This window comes from Arcobacter siniprincipis (SeqCode), from assembly GCF_048571125.1.
GTDB lineage: Bacteria > Campylobacterota > Campylobacteria > Campylobacterales > Arcobacteraceae > Arcobacter > Arcobacter siniprincipis.
This window is the reverse complement of sequence record NZ_CP182343.1, coordinates 35,276-55,028: the sequence shown is the minus strand read 5'-3', so window position 1 is coordinate 55,028 and position 19,753 is coordinate 35,276. Positions and strand designations below refer to the sequence as shown.

Sequence of the window (19,753 nt, the reverse complement as noted above, 5' to 3'; positions counted from 1 at the left end):
TAGGAGTTGACAACTTTTGCGGATTTTTTACAAATCCTTGTCAAAAGAAATTATAAAAATAAAGTCCCTTAAAAATTGGGACAATTTATAAGGAAAAAATTATGGGACCAGAAACATTAGAAAGTCTTCAAAAGCAAGCAATTGCAGAAGTACTTGAAGCTTATCCAGAAAAAGCGAAGAAGAATAGAGCAAAACACCTTGGAACTGATAATCCAGAAGGTGTAAAAGGTTCTTGTGATACTACAAGAAGTAACAAACAAACAGTACCAGGTGTTATGTCACAAAGAGGTTGTGCATATGCAGGATCTAAAGGTGTTGTTTGGGGACCAATTAAAGATATGATTCATATTTCTCATGGACCAATAGGTTGTGGGCAATATTCAAGAGGTGGAAGAAGAAATTATTATATAGGAACAACTGGTATTGACACTTTTGTTACTATGAACTTTTCAACTGACTTCAATGAAAAAGATATCGTATTTGGTGGAGATAAAAAACTTAAAAAAGCGTTAGAAGAGATTGATGAATTATTCCCATTAAACAATGGTATTTCAATTCAATCAGAGTGTCCAATTGGTTTAATTGGAGATGATATTCAAGCTGTTGCAAAAGTTCATAAAAAAGAGACAGGTCATCAAACTGTTGCTGTATCATGTGAAGGGTTTAGAGGGGTTTCGCAATCTCTTGGTCACCACATCGCAAATGATATGATTAGAGATCATGTTATGCCTGATACATCACATAGAAAAGATTTTGAATCAACTCCTTATGATGTAGCAATTATTGGAGATTATAACATCGGTGGAGATGCTTGGTCTACAAGATTAATCTTAGAAGAAATGGGATTAAGAGTAATTGCACAATGGTCTGGGGATGCAACTTATAAAGAGTTAGCAATCGCACCAAAAGCAAAATTAAACTTACTTCACTGTTATAGATCTATGAACTATATTTCTAGACATATGGAGCAAGAGTTTGGTATACCTTGGATGGAATATAACTTCTTTGGACCTACAAAAACAACCGAAAGTTTGAGAAAAATTGCATCATTTTTTGATGAAAAAATTCAAGAACAAACAGAAAAAGTTATTGCTAAATATACTGCTATGACAGATGCAGTTATTGCTAAATTTAGACCAATATTAGAGGGTAAAAAAGTTATGCTTTATGTTGGTGGATTAAGACCAAGACACGTTATTGGTGCTTATGAAGATTTAGGGATGGAAGTTATTGGTACTGGTTATGAGTTCGGACATGGTGATGATTATAAAAGAACTAAAGAAGATTTAGGAAGATCAACACTTATTTATGATGATGCGAATGAGTATGAGTTAGAAGAATTTGTTAAAAAATTGAGACCTGACTTAGTTGCAGCTGGTGTAAAAGAGAAATATGTATTTCAAAAAATGGGATTACCATTTAGACAAATGCACTCTTGGGATTATAGTGGACCATACCATGGGTATGATGCATTTGCAATTTTTGCAAAAGATATGGATTTAGCAATGAATTCTCCTGTTTGGAATCATACTAAAGCACCATGGGACAAAGAAGTAGAGGGAGCGTAATATGCAAGATTTAGATAATATAGTAAACGGACAAAAACTGTTTTTAAAACCTGAATATCAAGAAGTTTTAAAAAACAAAAAAGAATTTGAAGGTTCAATGGGAGCAATTAATCCTGCTAAAGTTGAAGAAATTCAAAAATGGACTGAGTCTTGGGATTATAGAGAAAAAAATTTAGCAAGAGAAGCAATTACTGTTAACCCTGCTAAAGCTTGTCAACCTCTTGGTGCTGTTATGGTAGCTCTTGGATTTGAAAATACTATGCCTTATGTTCATGGAAGCCATGGATGTGTTGCATACTTTAGAACATATTTTACAAGACACTTTAAAGAACCAACTCCTTGTGTTTCAGATTCTATGAGTGAATCTGCAGCGGTATTTGGTGGATTAGCAAATATGAAAGATGGTTTACGAAATTGTAATGCTTTATATAAACCAGAAATGATTGCTGTATCTACTACATGTATGGCAGAAGTTATCGGTGATGACTTAGGTGCTTTTATTATTGGAGCTAAAGATGAAGCTGAAGGTGAATTAGACAATGTTTTAATTCCTAATGCACATACTCCTTCATTCGTAGGTTCTCATATTACAGGTTATGATAATATGATGAAATCTATTTTAGAGCAAGTAAGTACTGAAAAAACTACTGTTGATGAAGAAAGAATTAATATTATCCCTGGATTTGAACCTTATTTAGGATCATTAAAAGAGATTAAAAAAATATCTAAAATGTTCGGTGATAAAATCGTAATGATTGGTGACCATGAAGAGCAATGGGATACTGGAGCTGGTGAGTATAAATTGTATGCTGGTGGAACAAAAATTGAAGACCTTAAAGGTTCAATTAATGCGAAAGCAACAATATCTTTACAAAAATATTCATCAATAGCAACAGCTAAAACTATTAAAAACAAATGGAAACAAACTTATGAAACTTGTAATCCAATTGGTTTAAGTGGTACTGATGCATTTGTTATGAAATTAGCAGAATTAACTGGTAAAGAAATTCCAGAAGAATTAAAACAACAAAGAGCTAGACTTGTTGATGCTATGCAAGATTCTTATCCATATATGCATGGTAAAAAAATTGCAATCTGGGGAGATCCTGACTTTTTATTAGGTATGGTTTCTTTCTTAGTTGAAATGGGTGCAATTCCAACTCATGTTGTTTGTCATAATGCTCCAAGAAAAAATTGGGAAGCAGAAATGAGAGCAATCTTAGATAAATCAAACAGATCTGACGAATGTAATATTTGGCCAGGTAAAGATTTATGGGCATTAAGATCATTATTATTCACAGAACCAGTTGATTTCATGATTGGTAACGTTTATGGTAAAGAACTTTATAGAGATACAAAAACTCCACTTATTAGAATTGGTTTCCCAATTTTTGATAGACATCACTTACATAGATACTCTATGAGTGGTTATGAAGGTGGTATCAACCTTTTAACTTGGATTACTAATGGTATCTTAGACCAATTAGATGAAGAGACTAAAGATATAGCTGAAACAGATTATTTCTTCGATTCAGTAAGATAGTCTAACATTATTTCAAATCATATTAAGACCAAGAACTTAGGTTCTTGGTTTTTTAATTTAATCTATACACTTAAAATTATCATCAGTAAATTTAAATATAATTGTAGGATTCATCTTTAAAAAAGGGGATACCTATGAAAAAAGAAGAGTTTAAAAGCCACTTTGAGTTTGCTGAACAGAAATATACTTTTTATGATCTAAAAAAACTTCAAACCTCAGATTTAACAAAAATAAATAAACTTCCCTACTCAATTCGTATCTTATTAGAAAACCTACTTAGGAATTTTGATCAGAAAATGATTACGGAACAAGATATAAAAGAACTTGCTTCTTGGAAAAAGAAATATGAAACTCCATATGAAATTCCATATCATCCAGCAAGAGTTATTATGCAAGATTTTACAGGAATACCTGCAATTGTTGATTTAGCTTCTATGCGAGATGCTATTGCAAAAGAAGGCAAAGATGCATCACTTATCAATCCTTTGGTACCAGTTGATCTTATTGTAGATCACTCTGTACAAGTTGATTTTAATGGAACAGAAGATAGTTTAGATAAAAATGTACAAATGGAATATAAAAGAAATGAAGAAAGATATTCTGTTTTAAAATGGGCTCAAGTAAGTTTTGATAATCTTCGTATTGTTCCTCCAAGGTCAGGAATTTGCCATCAAGTAAATCTAGAATATTTAGGACAAATTGTTCAAAGAGAAGAAAAAGATGGAGAGAAAATTGCTTATTGTGACACATTAGTTGGAACTGATTCCCATACAACTATGATAAATTCTATTGGGGTAATGGGTTGGGGAGTAGGTGGAATTGAAGCAGAAGCCGTAATGTTAGGGCAACCTTATTATATGCCAATACCTGAAGTGATAGGACTTCGTTTATCAGGAGAGATAAAGGAAGGAATTACAGGAACGGATGTAGTATTAGCTATAACAAAAATACTTCGTGAATATAAAGTTGTAGAGAAATTTGTTGAAGTATACGGACCAGGACTAAAATCTTTAACATTACCAGATAGAGCCACTATATCTAATATGTCTCCTGAATTTGGTTCAACTATGGCATTTTTCCCAGTAGATGATGAGACTTTACGATATATGAAAGAGACAAATAGAGCAGATCAAGCACAATTTGTTGAAAGTTATACAAAAAACAATATGCTTTTTTATGATGAAGAAAATGAACCTGAATATACAGATACTATTGAATTTGATCTCTCAAGTGTAAAACCAAGTATAGCAGGACCTAAAGAACCACATCAACATTTATTCTTAGACCAATTGCAAAAAACTACAAAAGAAGAAGCAGGAAGTTACAAAAGTGTAGACATAGAACTTGAGACAGAAACAATAGCTTTAAAACAAAGTGATATAGTAATTGCAGCAATTACCAGCTGTACAAATACCTCAAATCCCTTTGTTATGCTAGGAGCTGGTCTTATTGCAAAAAAAGCTGTAGAACTAGGTCTGTCTATAAAACCATATGTAAAAACAAGTTTAGCTCCAGGGTCTAAAGTGGTCACTGACTACTTAAAAAGTGCCCAACTTGATAAATATCTAGATAAATTAGGCTTTAATCTTACAGCTTATGGCTGTACTACTTGTATAGGGAATTCAGGGCCTTTAAAAAAACCTATCAATGATGCTATCATTGAAAATAAACTTTCAGTTGCTTCAGTGCTTTCTGGAAATAGAAACTTTGAAGCGCGAATTCATCCTTATGTAAGACAAAACTATCTAATGTCTCCAATGCTAGTAATGATTTATGCAATAGCAGGAACTGTTGATATTGATTTATACAAAGATCCAATTGCTTTTGATAAAAATGAAAATCCTATTTTTATGAAAGATTTATGGCCTCAAAATGATGAAGTAAGAGAACTAATTAATAAAAATGTTACTAGTGAACAATATAAACAAAGATATGCACAAATTTTACAAGGTGATGAAAATTGGAAAAGTTTACCAATAACTAAATCAGATACTTATAAATGGATTGAAAAGTCAAGCTATATTAAAAAAGCACCTTTTTTTGATAATTTTACTTTAAATACAACAAAAAAAGAAGATATTCAAAAAGCTAAAATATTAGCAATGTTTGGAGATACTGTAACTACAGATCATATCTCTCCTGCAGGAATAATTCCACCTGAGTATCCAGCAGGTAAATACTTGCAAGAAGAAGGAATAAAAGTTGAAGAGTTTAACTCTTATGGTTCAAGAAGAGGAAATCATGAAGTAATGATGAGAGGAACATTTGCTAATGTTCGTATAAATAATAATCTTGTTTATCCAAAAGAGGGTGGTTTTTCAAAATATATGCCAAACGAAGAAGAAGATTATATCTACAATATTGCGATGAAATACAAACAAGAAAATTCTGCAAGTGTTATTTTAGCAGGAAAAGAGTACGGAACAGGTAGTTCAAGAGACTGGGCAGCAAAAGGAACATCACTTTTAGGAGTAAGCGCAGTAATTGCTCAAAGTTACGAACGAATCCATAGAAGTAATCTTGTAGGTATGGGTGTCTTGCCTTTACAATTTATAGATACAAGCTGGAAAGACTTAGGATTAGATGGAAGTGAAACAATCGATATCTTAGAAATAAGTGAGATAACTCCAAGAACTATTCTACAAGTAAAAGCATATAAAACAAATGGGAAAGTATTGGAATTCCAAGTATTATGTCGCCTTGATACGCAAATAGAAGTTGAATATTATAAAAACAACGGTATTTTGGAATATGTATTAAGAAAAATAATAAAAGAGAAGTAATTCATTATATATTAAAGTATATAACGGTATGCTTCTTGCATATTGTTTATTGATTTTCATATTTTTATGATTATCGCTATATATATTAATATATAAGGAGTCCTTTTGGAATTTCGATCATCTTTGACTTTGTTAAATTCTGACACAACTTTTTTGTTAGAAAAAAGGATACAACTTCTAGTAGCTATTGAACGAGTAGAATCAATAATTAAAGCTACAAAAGCACGTCAAAAAATTTTAACACATTTAACAAAGATGACTGATTTTGATACAAGAGCTCTTAATCTATCCAAAGGATGATTATGCAAATAAGTGCAAGGAATCAATTGCTTGGAGTTGTTGAACTAGTTCAGCAAGGGAATGTAAATTCTGAGATCTTTGTGAAACTAAATTGTGGATATACAATAGTTTCAGTAATAACAAATAATGCAGTTAAAAAACTTGATTTAAAAATTGGAGATAAAGTAACTACCATATTTAAATCAAGCTCTGTTCTTGTTACTACAGAAATAACATTGAATATTAGTGCAAGAAATAAACTTCAAGGAATAGTAGAAAATCTCTATTTAGGCTCTGTTAGCGCAGAATTAGAGATAAACATAGGGAATAAAGATAGTGTTGTTGCTGTAATAACCTCCAGTTCAATAAAGAACTTAAAAGTAAAAATTGGAAATCAATTAAGTGCAATTATAAAAGCAACAGATGTAATGATAGGAAAATAAGGAAAAACATGAAAAAAATAGTACTAGGAATATTAGTTGTAAGTTTAAGTTTATTTGCAGGACAAATCAATATTGCAGTTGCTGCAAATGTAAGTTATGCAATTGGTGATTTGATTAATGAGTTTAATAAAACAAATCCAGATACAAAAGTAAATGTTACACTTGGAAGTAGTGGAAAACTAACGGCACAAATTAAAAATGGTGCCCCTTATAATATTTTGATGGCTGCAAATATGAAATATCCAGAAGCTTTATATAGTGATAAGATTGCTATTACAAAACCAGTTATTTATGCACAAGGAAGTTTAGCAATTTTAAGTATTAAAAAACTAGATATGTCAAAAGGAATAAATCTAGCAAATGACAGTTCAGTAAATAAAATTGCTATTGCAAATCCAAAAACTGCCCCTTATGGTAAAGCTGCAGTTGAAGCTATGAAAAATGCAAAAATTTATGACGAAGTTGTAAAAAAATATGTTTATGCCGAATCTATCTCTCAAACAGTAACTTATGCCACAACTGCAACTGATATAGGATTTATTGCAAAATCATCTTTATATAGTCCAAAAATGAGTATGTATAAAGAAGGAGTAAACTGGGTAGATGTAAATCCAAAACTTTATACTCCTATTAATCAAGGAATTGTTATTATAAAAAATGCAAAAGACAATAAAGAAGCAAAAGCATTTTATGACTTTATCTTAAGTGCAGATGCAAAAAAAATATTTAACAAATTTGGATATTTAGTACCATGAATAAAATAGAAGCTATCATATCTCAAATAGACAATATTGATAATCTCAATATTGTGCAATTTGATTTTTCAGGAATTAAACTCAAAATGATGAGTTTAGATCTTAATGAAAATATTAAAATCGGTCAAAAAGTTATATTAGTGGCAAAAGCTACAAATATTATCTTGGCAAGAGATTTTGAAGGTATGATTAGTTTCTCTAATCAAATAAAAGCAAAGATTGAAAGTATAGAAGAGGGTAAACTCCTTTGTAGTGTGACAATAAAAGCTAAAAATTCATATTTCCAATCAATTATAACCCAAGCAAGTGCAAAAAAAATGAATCTAAAAAAAGATGATGAAATTAATATTTTTATAAAAGCAAGTGATTTATCTATTGAGGAAGTAATAAATGTTTGAAACTTTGAAAGCTATAGAATTTGGTCCCTTTATACTCTCATTTAAATTAGCATTTATTACAACTTTAATTTTATTTGTTATTTCATTACCTCTTTCTTGGTATCTCTCACAAACAAAATCAAAATTGAAACCTTTTTTAGAAGCAATTACAGCTCTTCCAATAGTTTTACCTCCTTCTGTTCTAGGGTTTTATATTTTGTGGGCTTTATCTTATAATTCTCCAATAGGTGCCTTTTTTGAAAATACTCTTGGAGTAAAACTAGTATTCAATTTTTATGGGCTTGTAATTGCTAGTTGTTTTTACAGTCTGCCTTTTATGGTTCAACCCTTACAAAGTGGTTTTGAAAGTATTAGTAAAAATATGATTGAAGCTAGTTATATATGTGGTAAAGGGAAAATAAAAACTTTATTAAAAGTTGCCTTACCAAATATAAAACCAGCTCTTCTTACAGCAATAATTGTAACCTTTGCTCATACAGTAGGAGAGTTTGGAGTTGTTCTTATGGTAGGAGGAAGTATTCCAGGTGAAACAAAAGTAGCTTCAGTTGCAATATATGAAATGGTAGAGATTATGGATTATAAAAGTGCCCATATTTATAGTGCTATTATGGTAATAATAAGCTTTTTAGTACTTCTTAGTGTTTATATCTTCAATGGCAGAAATAACAAAAAGTTTGGGATATAGGTTATGATAAAAATAGATATTTTTAAAAAACTACATGGTTCAGATGGACAGATGAATTTGGATGTAAATTTAGAGATTAATGAGAGTGATTTTATTGCATTAGCAGGATTGAGCGGGAGTGGTAAAACTACACTTTTAAGAATACTTGCAGGTCTAGAAGAAGCCAAAGGTGAGATAAAAATAGGTGAAAGCTATTGGCAAAATGAATCAATTTTTCTAGCTCCACAAAAAAGAGAAATAGGTTTTGTTTTCCAAGACTATGCACTATTTCCAAATATGAGTGTGATAGATAATCTTTTATTTGTAAAAAAAGATAAAGACTTAGCAATAAAACTTTTAAAACTAACCGAAATGCAAGAGTTAAAAAATAGATTACCTAACACTTTAAGTGGTGGACAAAAACAAAGAGTTAGTCTTTGTCGAGCACTAATGAATAAACCAAAACTTTTACTTATGGATGAGCCTTTATCAGCCTTAGACCCTCAAATGAGAGTAAAACTACAACAAGAGATATTAACACTTCACAAAGAGTTTAATACAACCACAATAATGGTAAGTCATGATCCAAGTGAAATGTATAGATTATCAAATAGAGTTATAGTTTTAAATCAAGGTCTAGTTATAAATGATGGAAAAGCTAAAGATATTTTATTAAAAACAAGTGGTTCTCAAAAATTCTCATTTGAGGGAGAATTACTTGATATTATAAAAGTTGATGTTATTCAAGTAGCAATTGTATCAATAGGTCAACAGCTTGTGGAAGTTGTTATAAGTAATGATGAAGCAAAAAATTTAAATATAGGACAAAAAGTTTTAGTAAGTACAAAAGCTTTTGCCCCATTAATAAAACAGATTTAAAATAAAAGGATAAAAATATGTTCATTCTAACAGATAATGAACTTCAACAATATATAAATGATGATATACCTTACTTTGATTTAACCACTTATCTTCAAGGACAATCAAATAAGAAAGCAAAATTAAGTATCTTTACTAGAGAAGATATTATTGTCTCTTGTAGTGAAGAAGCAAAAAGAATTGCTGAGCTTTTAAATTGCGAAGTGAAAAGTTTTGTTCCATCAAAAACTTTTATAAAACAAAATGATGTAATTTTGGAGTTTATTGGTAAATATGAAGATGTTCATAAGGCATGGAAAGTTTGTCAAGTATTATTAGAATATAGTTGTAAGATGGCAAGTAATACTAATAAAATGAAAAGAGAAATAGAAAGCGTAAATAAAACTTGTGAACTTTTATCCACTAGAAAAAGTTTTCCTTTTGCAAAAAAATTATGTATAAAATCAATTATAATAGGTGGAGCTATACCACATCGTTTAGGATTAAGTGAAAGTATTCTTCTTTTCCCTCAACACAGAATAGTTTATAAAAATGAAAAAGACTTTTTAAATGATATAAAAAGATTAAAACAAAAAGCCCCAGAGAAAAAAATAGTAATAGAAACTGAAACATATGAAGATGCAATAATTCTAATGCAAAATGAAGTAGATGTAATTCAAATTGATAAAATAAAAATTCCTATATTAAAAAAAATCATTCAATATAAAAATGAGAATTTTCCAAGCGTAAGCATCTTAGCTGCAGGTGGAATAAATTTATCAAATGTAAAAGAATATGCCTCTTTAGGCGTTGACGGTATAGTTTCAAGTGCTATGTACTCAAGTGGTATGGCAGATTTTGGAAGTAAAATGAAATTACTTCCAAAAGAAAATTAAACTTTATACTCTCCTAAATACTTACCTTTTGTATCTATGATATGCACAGCACATGCTAAACATGGATCAAAAGAGTGTAGGACTTTTAAAACCTCAAGAGGTTTTTCTAAATCTTTTATTTCAATACCAATTAAAGCTTCTTCATATGCACCTCTAATTCCATCACTATTTTTGGGAGTTGCGTTCCAAGTTGTTGGGGCAATGATTTGATAATTTTTTATTTTGGAGTTTTCTATATTTATACTATGAAGCAAAACTCCTCGTGGAACTTCTAAAAAGATATATCCACTTGCATCTTTTTCTAGTTCACTAAAATTGTATTTATCCCAAGTATTCGTATCATAATATTTAATATTTTGAATCAAATTAGAAACTAGTTTAAAAATATATTCACAAATATATTGGCTCTCAATAGCCCTTGCACAATTTCTTCCAACAGTTGAGTTAAAATCTTCTAACTTCAAAGAAGTCTCTTTTAAGAACTCATCTACAAAAGAGTTTATGGCAGTGTTATTATTTAAATAACTAATAAACAATCTTGCAACTGGCCCTGTTTCCATAGTCTTTCCATCATATCGAGGAGCTTTTATCCAAGAGTATTTATCATCTTTATTTTTAGTTTTTAAAGTTCCATCATCATTTAAATCAGTATAAAAAGGTTCTTGTTTTTCATCATCGCTATACCAAGCTCTTTGTACTTCTTCTTTTATTTTATCTGCATCAAACTCTTGTATATTTGAAAAATCTTGTTCAAAAATTACTCCACCAGAGAAAAGTTTCATCTCTTTGTTTATAGGGTAACCACCCACACTTAAAAAATTTCCAGCCGTTTTCCCGCTTTTAGATTTTATTTCATCTTTATAAGCAATTGCTAAAAGTCTCATATCAGGTAAATAAGCCCGATTTATAAAATCACTTGCTTCTTTTATTACAAAAATAAAATCATTTAATCTTTGGGGGTTTAACATATCAGCAACACTTGTAATACCACCTACAACCAAAGATTGAGGATGGGGTGTTTTCCCTCCAAAGATAGCTATGGCTTTTGAGATTTTTATTTGAAATTGCAAGGCTTCAAAATAGTGGGATAATAAAATCAAGTTTTGTTCACTACTTAACTTATAATCACTATGCCCCCAATATCCACTATTAAAAGGTCCTAATCTTCCTGCATCTATAAAGTTTTGAAGCTTTTCTAAAACTGCTTCATAATGTGTATTTGAGTTTCTAAAAGGTTTTTGGCAATATTTGTGAGCTTCTTTTGTAGTCTCTTTAGGATTTGCCTTTAATGCACTTAACACATCTACAAAATCAAGTAAGTGTAACTGATAAAAATGGACAACATGATCTTGAATAAACAAAGCCATAGACATCAAATCTCTTATTATCTTTGCATTTTCTGGAATACTTAAAGAGTAAGCATTTTCAACAGCATTAATAGCTCCTCTAAAGTGTGAATTTGTACAAACTCCACATACTCTTCCAGCTAATAATCCTGCATCTCTTGGATCTCTATTTTGCAAAATTATCTCAATACCTCTAAAAAGTTGACCACTTACATAAGCTTCTTTTACAATACCATTTTCATCCACTTCAACTTCAGCTCTTAAGTGCCCTTCAATTCTAGTAATGGGATCAATAACAATCTTTTTCATTATTTTTCATCCTCTTTTGTTTCTGTATATACTCTCTCATTTGCGAATTTATCAAAAAATCCAAGCTCAGTACAACCCATACAGCCATGTCCAACTTGCACAGGCCAACTTGTTCCTTGGTTAAACTTCATAGATGGACAATTTACATTGGCATAGGGTCCTTTACAACCCATCTCAAAAAGACACCAACCATTTTTGGCCCCATCATCTCCCCACTCTTTTACAAATTCACCAAGTTCATAATGACCTCTTCTTTCACAATTATCATGAACCCTTTGCTCATAAGCCCAAAGTGGACGATTAAATTTATCTAAAGCTGGCAACTCTTCAAACATCATATAAGAAAGTAGAGTTCCTACTATATTTATAGGATTCGTTGGACAGCCTGTGATATTTATAATATCATCTCTATTTAAAGCTTGGGCAACTCCCACAGCTCCTGTTGGATTAGGATAAGCAGATACAACTCCTCCATCAAAAGCACAAGAACCAACTGCTAATACAAGTGCTGCATCTTTTGCACATTTTTTTAAAAGTTCAACTCCCGTTTCACCTTTTTTACCTATTCTCAAATATTTTCCATCAAGGGCTAAAGGAACAGCACCTTCAACTATCAAGACATATTTACCTTTATCATTTTTAATTATATTTTCTAAAATAGTCTCACTCTCATCACCACTTGCACTCATAAGTAACTCATGATAATCCAAAGAGATATAATCAAATATCAAGTCCTCAAGAACTGGATTTGAGGATTTTATAAAGGCTTCACTATTTCCACTACAATCACTAAGTTCCAACCAAATAATTGGAATCTTATTTAGATTCTTAATTCCCTCACTTACAACATCTTCAAAAGCTGGATTTAGTTTCATACTAGCTGTTACCATTGAGATCCAACTATTTATTTCACCTTTTCCAATATCAAGCATTTTTAAAGCTGATTCTAGATTCTTTTCATCCATGTCATTTTTAGGGTGTAGTTTTTTAAATTTATCTACACTTCTTTGACTTCTTTTTAACTCTTCTTCTAATTTTATCTCTTCTAAAGTTTTTTTAGGAGTTTTATTATCTATTAAATCTTGTGAAGCAATGATAATATCATCAACCTCTTTTTTACATCTTCCACAAACTCTTCCTGCCTCACTGAACTCTTTCATTGAAGAAAAAGAGTCAATCTTACATGAGACTATAAGACTTTTTAAATCATCATAATAGATATGTTTACATGCACAGACCAATTTCCCCCTTGGGCTTAATTCTCTGTTTTCATACAAATAGTTTAAATCTATTACACTATTTTCTTTTATGACTTTTTCTAAATATGCTGTATCAATATTTGAATTAATTCCTATAAATCTTATGAGTTTTTTATCTTTTAAGAAGTATTCATCAACTCTTTTTTTATCTTTAGACTCAATAGCAACTTTTTCAAAATCTTTATTAAAATCTGAAGAGCAAATTTCAACTAAAGTAAAATCCCCAATTTTAAGCATGTCAACGGCAACATCAAGTTCAAATGGCTTTGATTCTTTTTCAAAGATATGGGATATTGCAACATTTGCTTGAGTTGTACACTCTTTTACATGACCTGCTACAAAATTATCTTTTACAACTTCGGCACACTCTCCAACTGCATAGATATTTTCATCACTACTTTGCATAAACTCATTTACTAAAATACCTCTGTTTACATCAATAAATTTTTCGAAGGGTTTTGCATTTGCTTTTATTCCTATTCCAAAAACAATAAAAGGATTTTTTATATTTAGTTTTTTTGTTTTTAAAACTTCTATTTTGTTATTTCTAATTTCGGTATCAACAATCTCATCTTCATAAGAGATTTTTACTTTTTTGTTTTTTAGAAAACTCGTTTGCATTATTTGCATAGATTCATTAGATATATACTTATCATATAAATGTCTGCTTCTTATAAGCAAAGTTATGCTTTTTACATCACTCATTTCATTTAAAGCATCTAATAACTCTAAAGCAATGGGTCCACTTCCTACAAGTACTACTTCATTTGTTTTACAATATTGTTCTATCTTTTTACAATCATTTACATTTCTAAAAACAGAAACATTTTCTAAAGTTGTATCTAAAAGAGTTATGGGAGTAGAGCCTGTGGCAATTATAAGTTTATCGTAGTCATAAGTTTTGTCATTTGAAAGAACTTGTTTTTTATCTTTATTGATATTTGAAATAGTTTGATTAAGTTGTAAGTTTACAGCACTATTTAATTCTAGTTTTATGCTTTCAACATCAGTCTTAGTATCAATTAGTCTACAAAGATGTATCCTATCATAAGGAATATATTCTTCATCACTGAGCATAGTAACACTGCATGATGAATCTACATTTAAAATATTATTTGCTAAATAAACTGCGGCAATTCCTCCACCAATAATAACTATTTTCATTTGATATCTCTTTTTTTGAATTATTTAATGATAACAAAAGATAAGTTACTCTTTAATTACTTAAAACTCTTAATTTCTTAAGGAACACTTCTTGCATATATATTAGTCAACCTTTTGTAGTTAAATTTTAAAGAGTAAAATTTCCCCAATTTTACTCTTTTTTTACAAAGGAATTGAATAAGGAAAAGTATTTATGACAGAAGCAACTCTAGAAGCAACTCATAATTTTGCAAAAAAATTTTCAACTTACAAAGAATTTTATATTAAACACAATGACCTGATTTTTTCAAAACTTGGTCTTGGTACTTTTAATAAAGAACCTTATAAAGAAGAGAATTATGTTTTTCACTATATAGAGGGTGTTAAAGAGGCTGTTAAAAATGGCATAAATTTAATAGATAGTGCTAGTAATTATAGATATGGTCAAAGTGAAAAAGAGATTGGTATTGCATTAAAAGAACTTTTTGAAGAGAAAATAGTTACAAGAGAAGAACTAATTATTTGTTCAAAGGGTGGTTTTATTCAACTTGAATATCCATTTCCAAAGAATCCATATACTTGGATTGAAGATAATATTATCAAAACAAAACTCGCTACAAAAGAAGATATTGAACTAGACCAACACTGTTTAAGTGCTGATTTTATAGAGTGGTCGTGTAAAAAGTCACTTGAAAATATGGGAATTGATAAGTTTGATATTTATTATTTGCATAATCCAGAAATACAAATACAAAAGAATGGATACAAAAAATTTCTAAAGAAAGTTGAGTCTATTTTTAAACGATTTGAAAAAATGGTAAAAATGGGCTTTATAAAATATTATGGAGTTGCTGTTTGGAATGGATTTAGTGATAAATCTACAGGTGAACATATCAATTTAGAAGATTTAGTAGAAATTGCACTTAAAGTTGGTGGAGAAAATCATCATTTTAAATATATTCAAACTCCTTTTAATATTGCAAAAACAAACATATATACAATGCCAACACAAATGGTAAAAGGTGAAGAGTGTACTTTATTACAAGCTGCACATAGGCTAAAAATTGGTGTTATTAGCAGTTCTTCATTACTTCAAATGCACCTATTCAAAAAATCATTTAAAGCAGAAACTGGTTACTTATTAGATAATAAAATGGTTTTAGAAAATGACATTCAATTAGCACTTCAATTTGTAAGATCAACTCCTGGAATCATAACTTCACTTTTTGCATCAAAAGTTCCAGTTCATATAAAAAGTAATCTAAAAATAACACAAATAAAAACAACTCCAAGAGCACACTACGATTTAATGTATAGAGTCTAATAATGATTTATGATGTAGTTGTAGTTGGTGGTGGCGTTGCTGGACTTATGGCAGCAATAGAAGCCAAAAAAGTTGATAATACTGTAGCCCTCATCACAAAAGGAAATATCTTCAAATCAAATTCTGCTATGGCAAGTGGTGGAATAAATGCAGTTTTAAATCCTAAAGATTCTTATGCAATAAATTCTCATATTGATGATACTTTCAAATCATCAAAAAGTTTAGCAGATATAAATGCTATAACTTTCATGTGCAAAAATGCTTCTAGTATAATCTCAAAACTTGAAGAGTATGGAGTAAATTTTGACAAAGATGAAAAAGGAAATATCTTACAAAGACCCTTTGGTGGAGGCTCGGCAAATAGAACTTGTTATGTGGGAGATAAAACTGGTTTTGCTATAACGCAAGCACTTATAAAAAAAGCAAAAGAAGTTGGTATAACTTTTTTAATTAATACTTATGTTTTAAATCTAGCTACCCATGAAAACTCTATTTCTGGGGTAGTTTGCCTAAGAAGATCAGACACTTCTGTTTTAGTATATCCTGCAAAAGCTGTTGTTCTTGCTGGTGGTGGCTATGCTGGAATATTTAGAGGAAACTCTACTAATGCACAAGATTATACGGGTGATTTATTAGCTGTTTGTTTAAGAGCTAGATTAGTTTTAAAAGATATGGAATTTATGCAATTTCATCCAACTGGAATAGCAAAAACAAATTATCTTGTAACTGAAGCTGCTAGAGGAGAAGGTGGTTACTTAGTGAATAGTGATGGTGAGCGATTCATTAATGAACTTGAAACTAGAGATAAAATTGCAAAAGCAATACTTGAACAACAACAAAATGGAAAAGAAGTTTTTATTGACTTAAGACATTTAGGATATGAAAAAATTCAAGAAAAATTACCCTCACTATTTAATGCAGCTTATAATCAAGTGGGAATAGATATTAGCAAAGAGTTATTAAAAGTAAAACCTGTGGCTCATTATAGTATGGGTGGAGTGGATACAAATATGGGTGACACTTCAATAAAAGGACTTTTTGTATGTGGAGAAATGGCGTCAAATGGAGTACATGGAGCAAATAGACTTGGAGGAAATTCTCTTTTAGAGGGAACTATCTTTGGGGAACTAGTAGGTCAAAAAGCTTATAAATATACTCACTATAAAGAGTATTTACCAATTGATTATAATACGGTTATAAAAGATATTCAAAATATAGATAAAATTTTTGAAGGTGATACTACAAAAAATTTTAATGCAATTAGAATCTCATTAGGAAAAGTTTTATTTGAAAAAGTAGGAATTATAAGATCTGAAAAGAGTTTAATTCAAGCTTTTGATTATGTAAAATATCTAAGAAGAGAGTCATATTCACTTCATTGCATAAATAAAGAAAAAACAAATAATGTTGAACTTATTTCCATATTGGAACTAAGAAATGCCCTTGAAATATCTGAAGCCATAATACTTTCAGCACAGAAAAGAAAAGAGAGCCGTGGAGCTCATTTTAGAGAAGATTATCCAAATGAAGATGAGAATCTTAAAAATCATATTTTAATAAAAGAGATTCAAAAAGGTTACTTTAGATTAAGATATGAAGATAATTCATTACTTACAAAAATAAGAAATCTATTTATAAATAGATTGGACTAAATTAAAAAAGGAGAAGAAAATGGCAAAAGTTATGTTAAGAGAAAATGAGGGCAAAATATATTTTTATTTTGCGAAAAAAGATATGGAAGAAATTATAGAAACTGTTGAGTTTGATAGTGAAGAAAATTGGGGTGGAGAGTGTGAACTTTCAAATGGTGAAACGTGGTGGATTCAACCAGGTCCTAAAAATTTACCAAAAGAAGAAGTTTGTAAAAAACTTAACAACTAAGCTTAGTTTGTATATTTTATATACAAAATTACATATGAATTTGTATTCAGTATGTTATACTATTATTAAAAAGGATTTTTCATGTCATTATTTGATAATACAGCCTGTAACTCATGTTTAACTCTTAGAGAATTAACAACACTTTATGAAATTTCAGCAGTAATATCAAATCATTATGATTTGGAAACTTCCCTTGAAAAATCTATAAAGATTTTAAAAAATAGTTTGAATCTTACAAACTGTACAGTTCATATTTTAGAAGATGATTTACTTACAGTATTTGCTTCAGTTGAATTATCAACTATTCAAAAAAAACTATCAGTTTATAAAGTAGGCGAAGGAGCAACTGGTGTTGCTGCTTTATCTAAAGAACCAGTTGTTGTGGAAAATATTCACAATGATTCATTATTTTTAAATAAATCAGGGAAAAGAGATTTTTCAAATCTTTCATATGTAGCTGTTCCTTTAGTTGTTGAAAATGAAACTGTTGGTGTTTTGGGTGCTGCTCTTACTAAAAGTACGGAAATAGGATTTGAAGATTGTGTAAGAATACTTACAATTATTGGTTCAATATTTGCACAAACTATCTACTCTTATCAATTAAATATAAAAGAAAAAGAAAGATTAGAAGATTTGAAATCATATTATAAAATGGAATGGGACTCAAAGGTTCACAACTTTGGAGATATCATTGGTGATAGTCCAAAGATGAAACAAGTTTTTCAAGTAATACAAAGAATAGCCCAATCAGAGGTTACAATATTAGTAAGAGGAGAAACAGGAACGGGTAAAGAACTAGTTGCTGCTGCAATTCATAAAAGAAGTAAAAGAGCAAATGAACCTTTTATTAAATTAAACTGTGCGGCTATTACTGATACCTTACTTGAAAGTGAACTTTTTGGTCATGAGAAAGGTGCTTTTACAGATGCAAGAGAGACTAGAAAAGGAAGATTTGAATTAGCAGATAAAGGGACATTATTCTTAGATGAGATAGGTGATATTTCATCTTCTGCTCAAGTAAAACTTCTAAGAGTCTTACAAGAGAGAGAGTTCGAAAGAGTAGGTGGAAGTAAGACTATTAAAGTAAATGTTAGACTAGTTGCAGCAACAAATAGAAATTTAGAGCAAATGGTTAAAGAGGGCAAATTTAGAGAAGATTTGTATTATAGATTAAATGTAATTCCAATTGATTTACCACCACTTAGAGAAAGGGGTGATGATATAAAACAACTTGTTAATTTCTTTTTAGAACGAGCAATTAAAAACCATAAAAAGAATGTGAAAATATTAGATGAAGCAATGGAACTTTTAGCTTCTTATCCATGGCCAGGAAATGTAAGAGAACTAGAAAATACTATGGAGAGAATTGTTTTAATGGGTAATGAAAATGGCATAGATAGTTTTGATATGTCACTTCTTCTTCCTGCACTTGAAAAAGGAAAATTAGAAGATAAACCAATAGCTTCATCAAAACAAGCAAGCCACAAAAAAAGCTTAGAAGATATGGAAAAAGAAGCTATTAAAGAAGCTTTAATTGCAAATAACTTTAACCAATCAAGTGCTGCAAAAGAGTTAGGAATAACTCTTAGACAAATGGGTTATAAAATCAATAAATATGGAATAACAAATGAAATACAAGAATGAAGAATTTGAGCTTATTGATGAATTGATAGATGTGGGATATATGGCTGAAGATATTGAAGCTATAGATTTACAAGACAAAGAACTAACTTTAAAAAAAGCAAGTCCAAATAGAATGATTCAAATTTTTTTATCATTTCCAAATTTTGAAGAGTTTAAAGAAGAGATTATAGCTTTTGATGAGTTTATGAATGATGCAAAAGTTGAAATTTTTACTTATATAATATTTGATAAAAAGATTGATTTTGATTATAAGTTTAAAAAAATACTTCCTGTTTTTGATATCAATGAAGATTATGGAAATATGTATGGAACAAAAATAATAAGCGGAACTTTAAAAAATTGTTTAACAAAAGCCCTGTTTTTAGTTGGAAAAGATGGTGCTATATATCATATTGATATGCCAGAAGATTTATCAAAACCTTTAGATATGGAAAGAATAAGAATCGAATTAAATAAAGTTTATCAATCATATACAGGAGTTGGTTGCCACGGTTAACAAAAAATAGCTACAAGACTCTCATCTTGTAGCTAATTGATTTTATTTTATTTTTATTTTTTATATTGTTAAGTCAAAAGACCATCCAAATTTTAAATTTATTTACCAATCTTATTAGCTATAAATTCAAAATCACATTACTTAATGGTATAAATTAGACTTCA

The 19,753-nt window shown here is 29.9% G+C and carries 17 protein-coding genes; 15 read left to right on the top strand and 2 right to left on the bottom strand.

Annotation, left to right across the window (positions count from 1 at the left end):
- Window positions 1-101: 101 nt before the first annotated feature.
- The 10 genes from nifD to modD all read left to right on the top strand — a co-directional run bounded on the left by nifD (window position 102) and on the right by modD (window position 10,187).
- Window positions 102-1,568 (top strand): nitrogenase molybdenum-iron protein alpha chain, encoded by a 1,467-nt coding sequence (gene nifD, locus ACNI3D_RS00245; protein ID WP_419767861.1) that lies wholly within the window; start codon window positions 102-104, stop codon window positions 1,566-1,568.
- Window position 1,569: 1 nt separating this feature from the next.
- A complete protein-coding gene (gene nifK, locus ACNI3D_RS00240) occupies window positions 1,570-3,111 on the top strand; it encodes a nitrogenase molybdenum-iron protein subunit beta (protein ID WP_013133861.1) in 1,542 nt (513 codons plus the stop codon).
- Between the two features lie 134 nt (window positions 3,112-3,245).
- The gene (acnA, locus tag ACNI3D_RS00235) at window positions 3,246-5,894 is read left to right on the top strand and encodes an aconitate hydratase AcnA (RefSeq protein ID WP_419767860.1); all 2,649 of its coding nucleotides are present in this window, start codon (window positions 3,246-3,248) and stop codon (window positions 5,892-5,894) included.
- 105 nt (window positions 5,895-5,999) lie between these two features.
- A complete protein-coding gene (locus tag ACNI3D_RS00230) occupies window positions 6,000-6,194 on the top strand; it encodes a hypothetical protein (RefSeq protein WP_419767859.1) in 195 nt (64 codons plus the stop codon).
- Window positions 6,195-6,196: 2 nt separating this feature from the next.
- A complete protein-coding gene (locus tag ACNI3D_RS00225; RefSeq protein WP_419767858.1) occupies window positions 6,197-6,616 on the top strand; it encodes a TOBE domain-containing protein in 420 nt (139 codons plus the stop codon).
- Window positions 6,617-6,624: 8 nt separating this feature from the next.
- The gene (modA, locus tag ACNI3D_RS00220; protein ID WP_419767857.1) at window positions 6,625-7,371 is read left to right on the top strand and encodes a molybdate ABC transporter substrate-binding protein; all 747 of its coding nucleotides are present in this window, start codon (window positions 6,625-6,627) and stop codon (window positions 7,369-7,371) included.
- Window positions 7,368-7,769: a TOBE domain-containing protein gene (locus ACNI3D_RS00215; protein WP_129100360.1), complete on the top strand. Its 402-nt coding sequence runs from the start codon at window positions 7,368-7,370 to the stop codon at window positions 7,767-7,769. Before modA ends, ACNI3D_RS00215 begins: the two co-directional genes overlap by 4 nt.
- Entirely contained in the window at window positions 7,762-8,454 is a 693-nt protein-coding gene (gene modB / locus ACNI3D_RS00210) for a molybdate ABC transporter permease subunit (RefSeq protein ID WP_419767856.1), read from the top strand. Before ACNI3D_RS00215 ends, modB begins: the two co-directional genes overlap by 8 nt.
- 3 nt (window positions 8,455-8,457) lie before the next feature.
- Window positions 8,458-9,312: an ABC transporter ATP-binding protein gene (locus ACNI3D_RS00205; RefSeq protein WP_419767855.1), complete on the top strand. Its 855-nt coding sequence runs from the start codon at window positions 8,458-8,460 to the stop codon at window positions 9,310-9,312.
- 17 nt (window positions 9,313-9,329) lie between these two features.
- Entirely contained in the window at window positions 9,330-10,187 is an 858-nt protein-coding gene (modD, locus tag ACNI3D_RS00200; RefSeq protein WP_419767854.1) for a ModD protein, read from the top strand.
- Here modD and ACNI3D_RS00195 read toward each other — a convergent pair.
- Window positions 10,184-11,842, bottom strand: coding sequence for a nickel-dependent hydrogenase large subunit (locus ACNI3D_RS00195; RefSeq protein ID WP_419767853.1), 1,659 nt, complete (start codon window positions 11,840-11,842; stop codon window positions 10,184-10,186). The two genes, modD and ACNI3D_RS00195, sit on opposite strands and share 4 nt — an antisense overlap.
- A complete protein-coding gene (locus ACNI3D_RS00190; RefSeq protein ID WP_419767852.1) occupies window positions 11,842-14,265 on the bottom strand; it encodes a hydrogenase small subunit in 2,424 nt (807 codons plus the stop codon). Before ACNI3D_RS00190 ends, ACNI3D_RS00195 begins: the two co-directional genes overlap by 1 nt.
- Before the next feature lie 193 nt (window positions 14,266-14,458).
- Between ACNI3D_RS00190 and ACNI3D_RS00185 the strand changes: the two genes are divergently transcribed.
- The 5 genes from ACNI3D_RS00185 (at window position 14,459) to ACNI3D_RS00165 (ending at window position 19,589) form a co-directional block, all read left to right on the top strand.
- Window positions 14,459-15,568 (top strand): aldo/keto reductase, encoded by a 1,110-nt coding sequence (locus ACNI3D_RS00185; RefSeq protein ID WP_013133849.1) that lies wholly within the window; start codon window positions 14,459-14,461, stop codon window positions 15,566-15,568.
- Between the two features lie 2 nt (window positions 15,569-15,570).
- Window positions 15,571-17,220, top strand: a complete 1,650-nt coding sequence (locus ACNI3D_RS00180; RefSeq protein WP_013133848.1) for an L-aspartate oxidase — start codon at window positions 15,571-15,573, stop codon at window positions 17,218-17,220.
- 19 nt (window positions 17,221-17,239) lie between these two features.
- Entirely contained in the window at window positions 17,240-17,449 is a 210-nt protein-coding gene (gene nifT, locus ACNI3D_RS00175) for a putative nitrogen fixation protein NifT (RefSeq protein ID WP_013133847.1), read from the top strand.
- 81 nt (window positions 17,450-17,530) lie between these two features.
- Window positions 17,531-19,093 carry a sigma-54-dependent Fis family transcriptional regulator gene (locus ACNI3D_RS00170; RefSeq protein ID WP_013133846.1) on the top strand — a complete coding sequence of 521 codons (1,563 nt, stop codon included), beginning with the start codon at window positions 17,531-17,533 and terminating at the stop codon, window positions 19,091-19,093.
- Complete coding sequence (locus ACNI3D_RS00165; protein ID WP_419767851.1) at window positions 19,077-19,589, top strand: hypothetical protein; 513 nt, start codon at window positions 19,077-19,079, stop codon at window positions 19,587-19,589. Before ACNI3D_RS00170 ends, ACNI3D_RS00165 begins: the two co-directional genes overlap by 17 nt.
- Window positions 19,590-19,753: the final 164 nt, after the last annotated feature.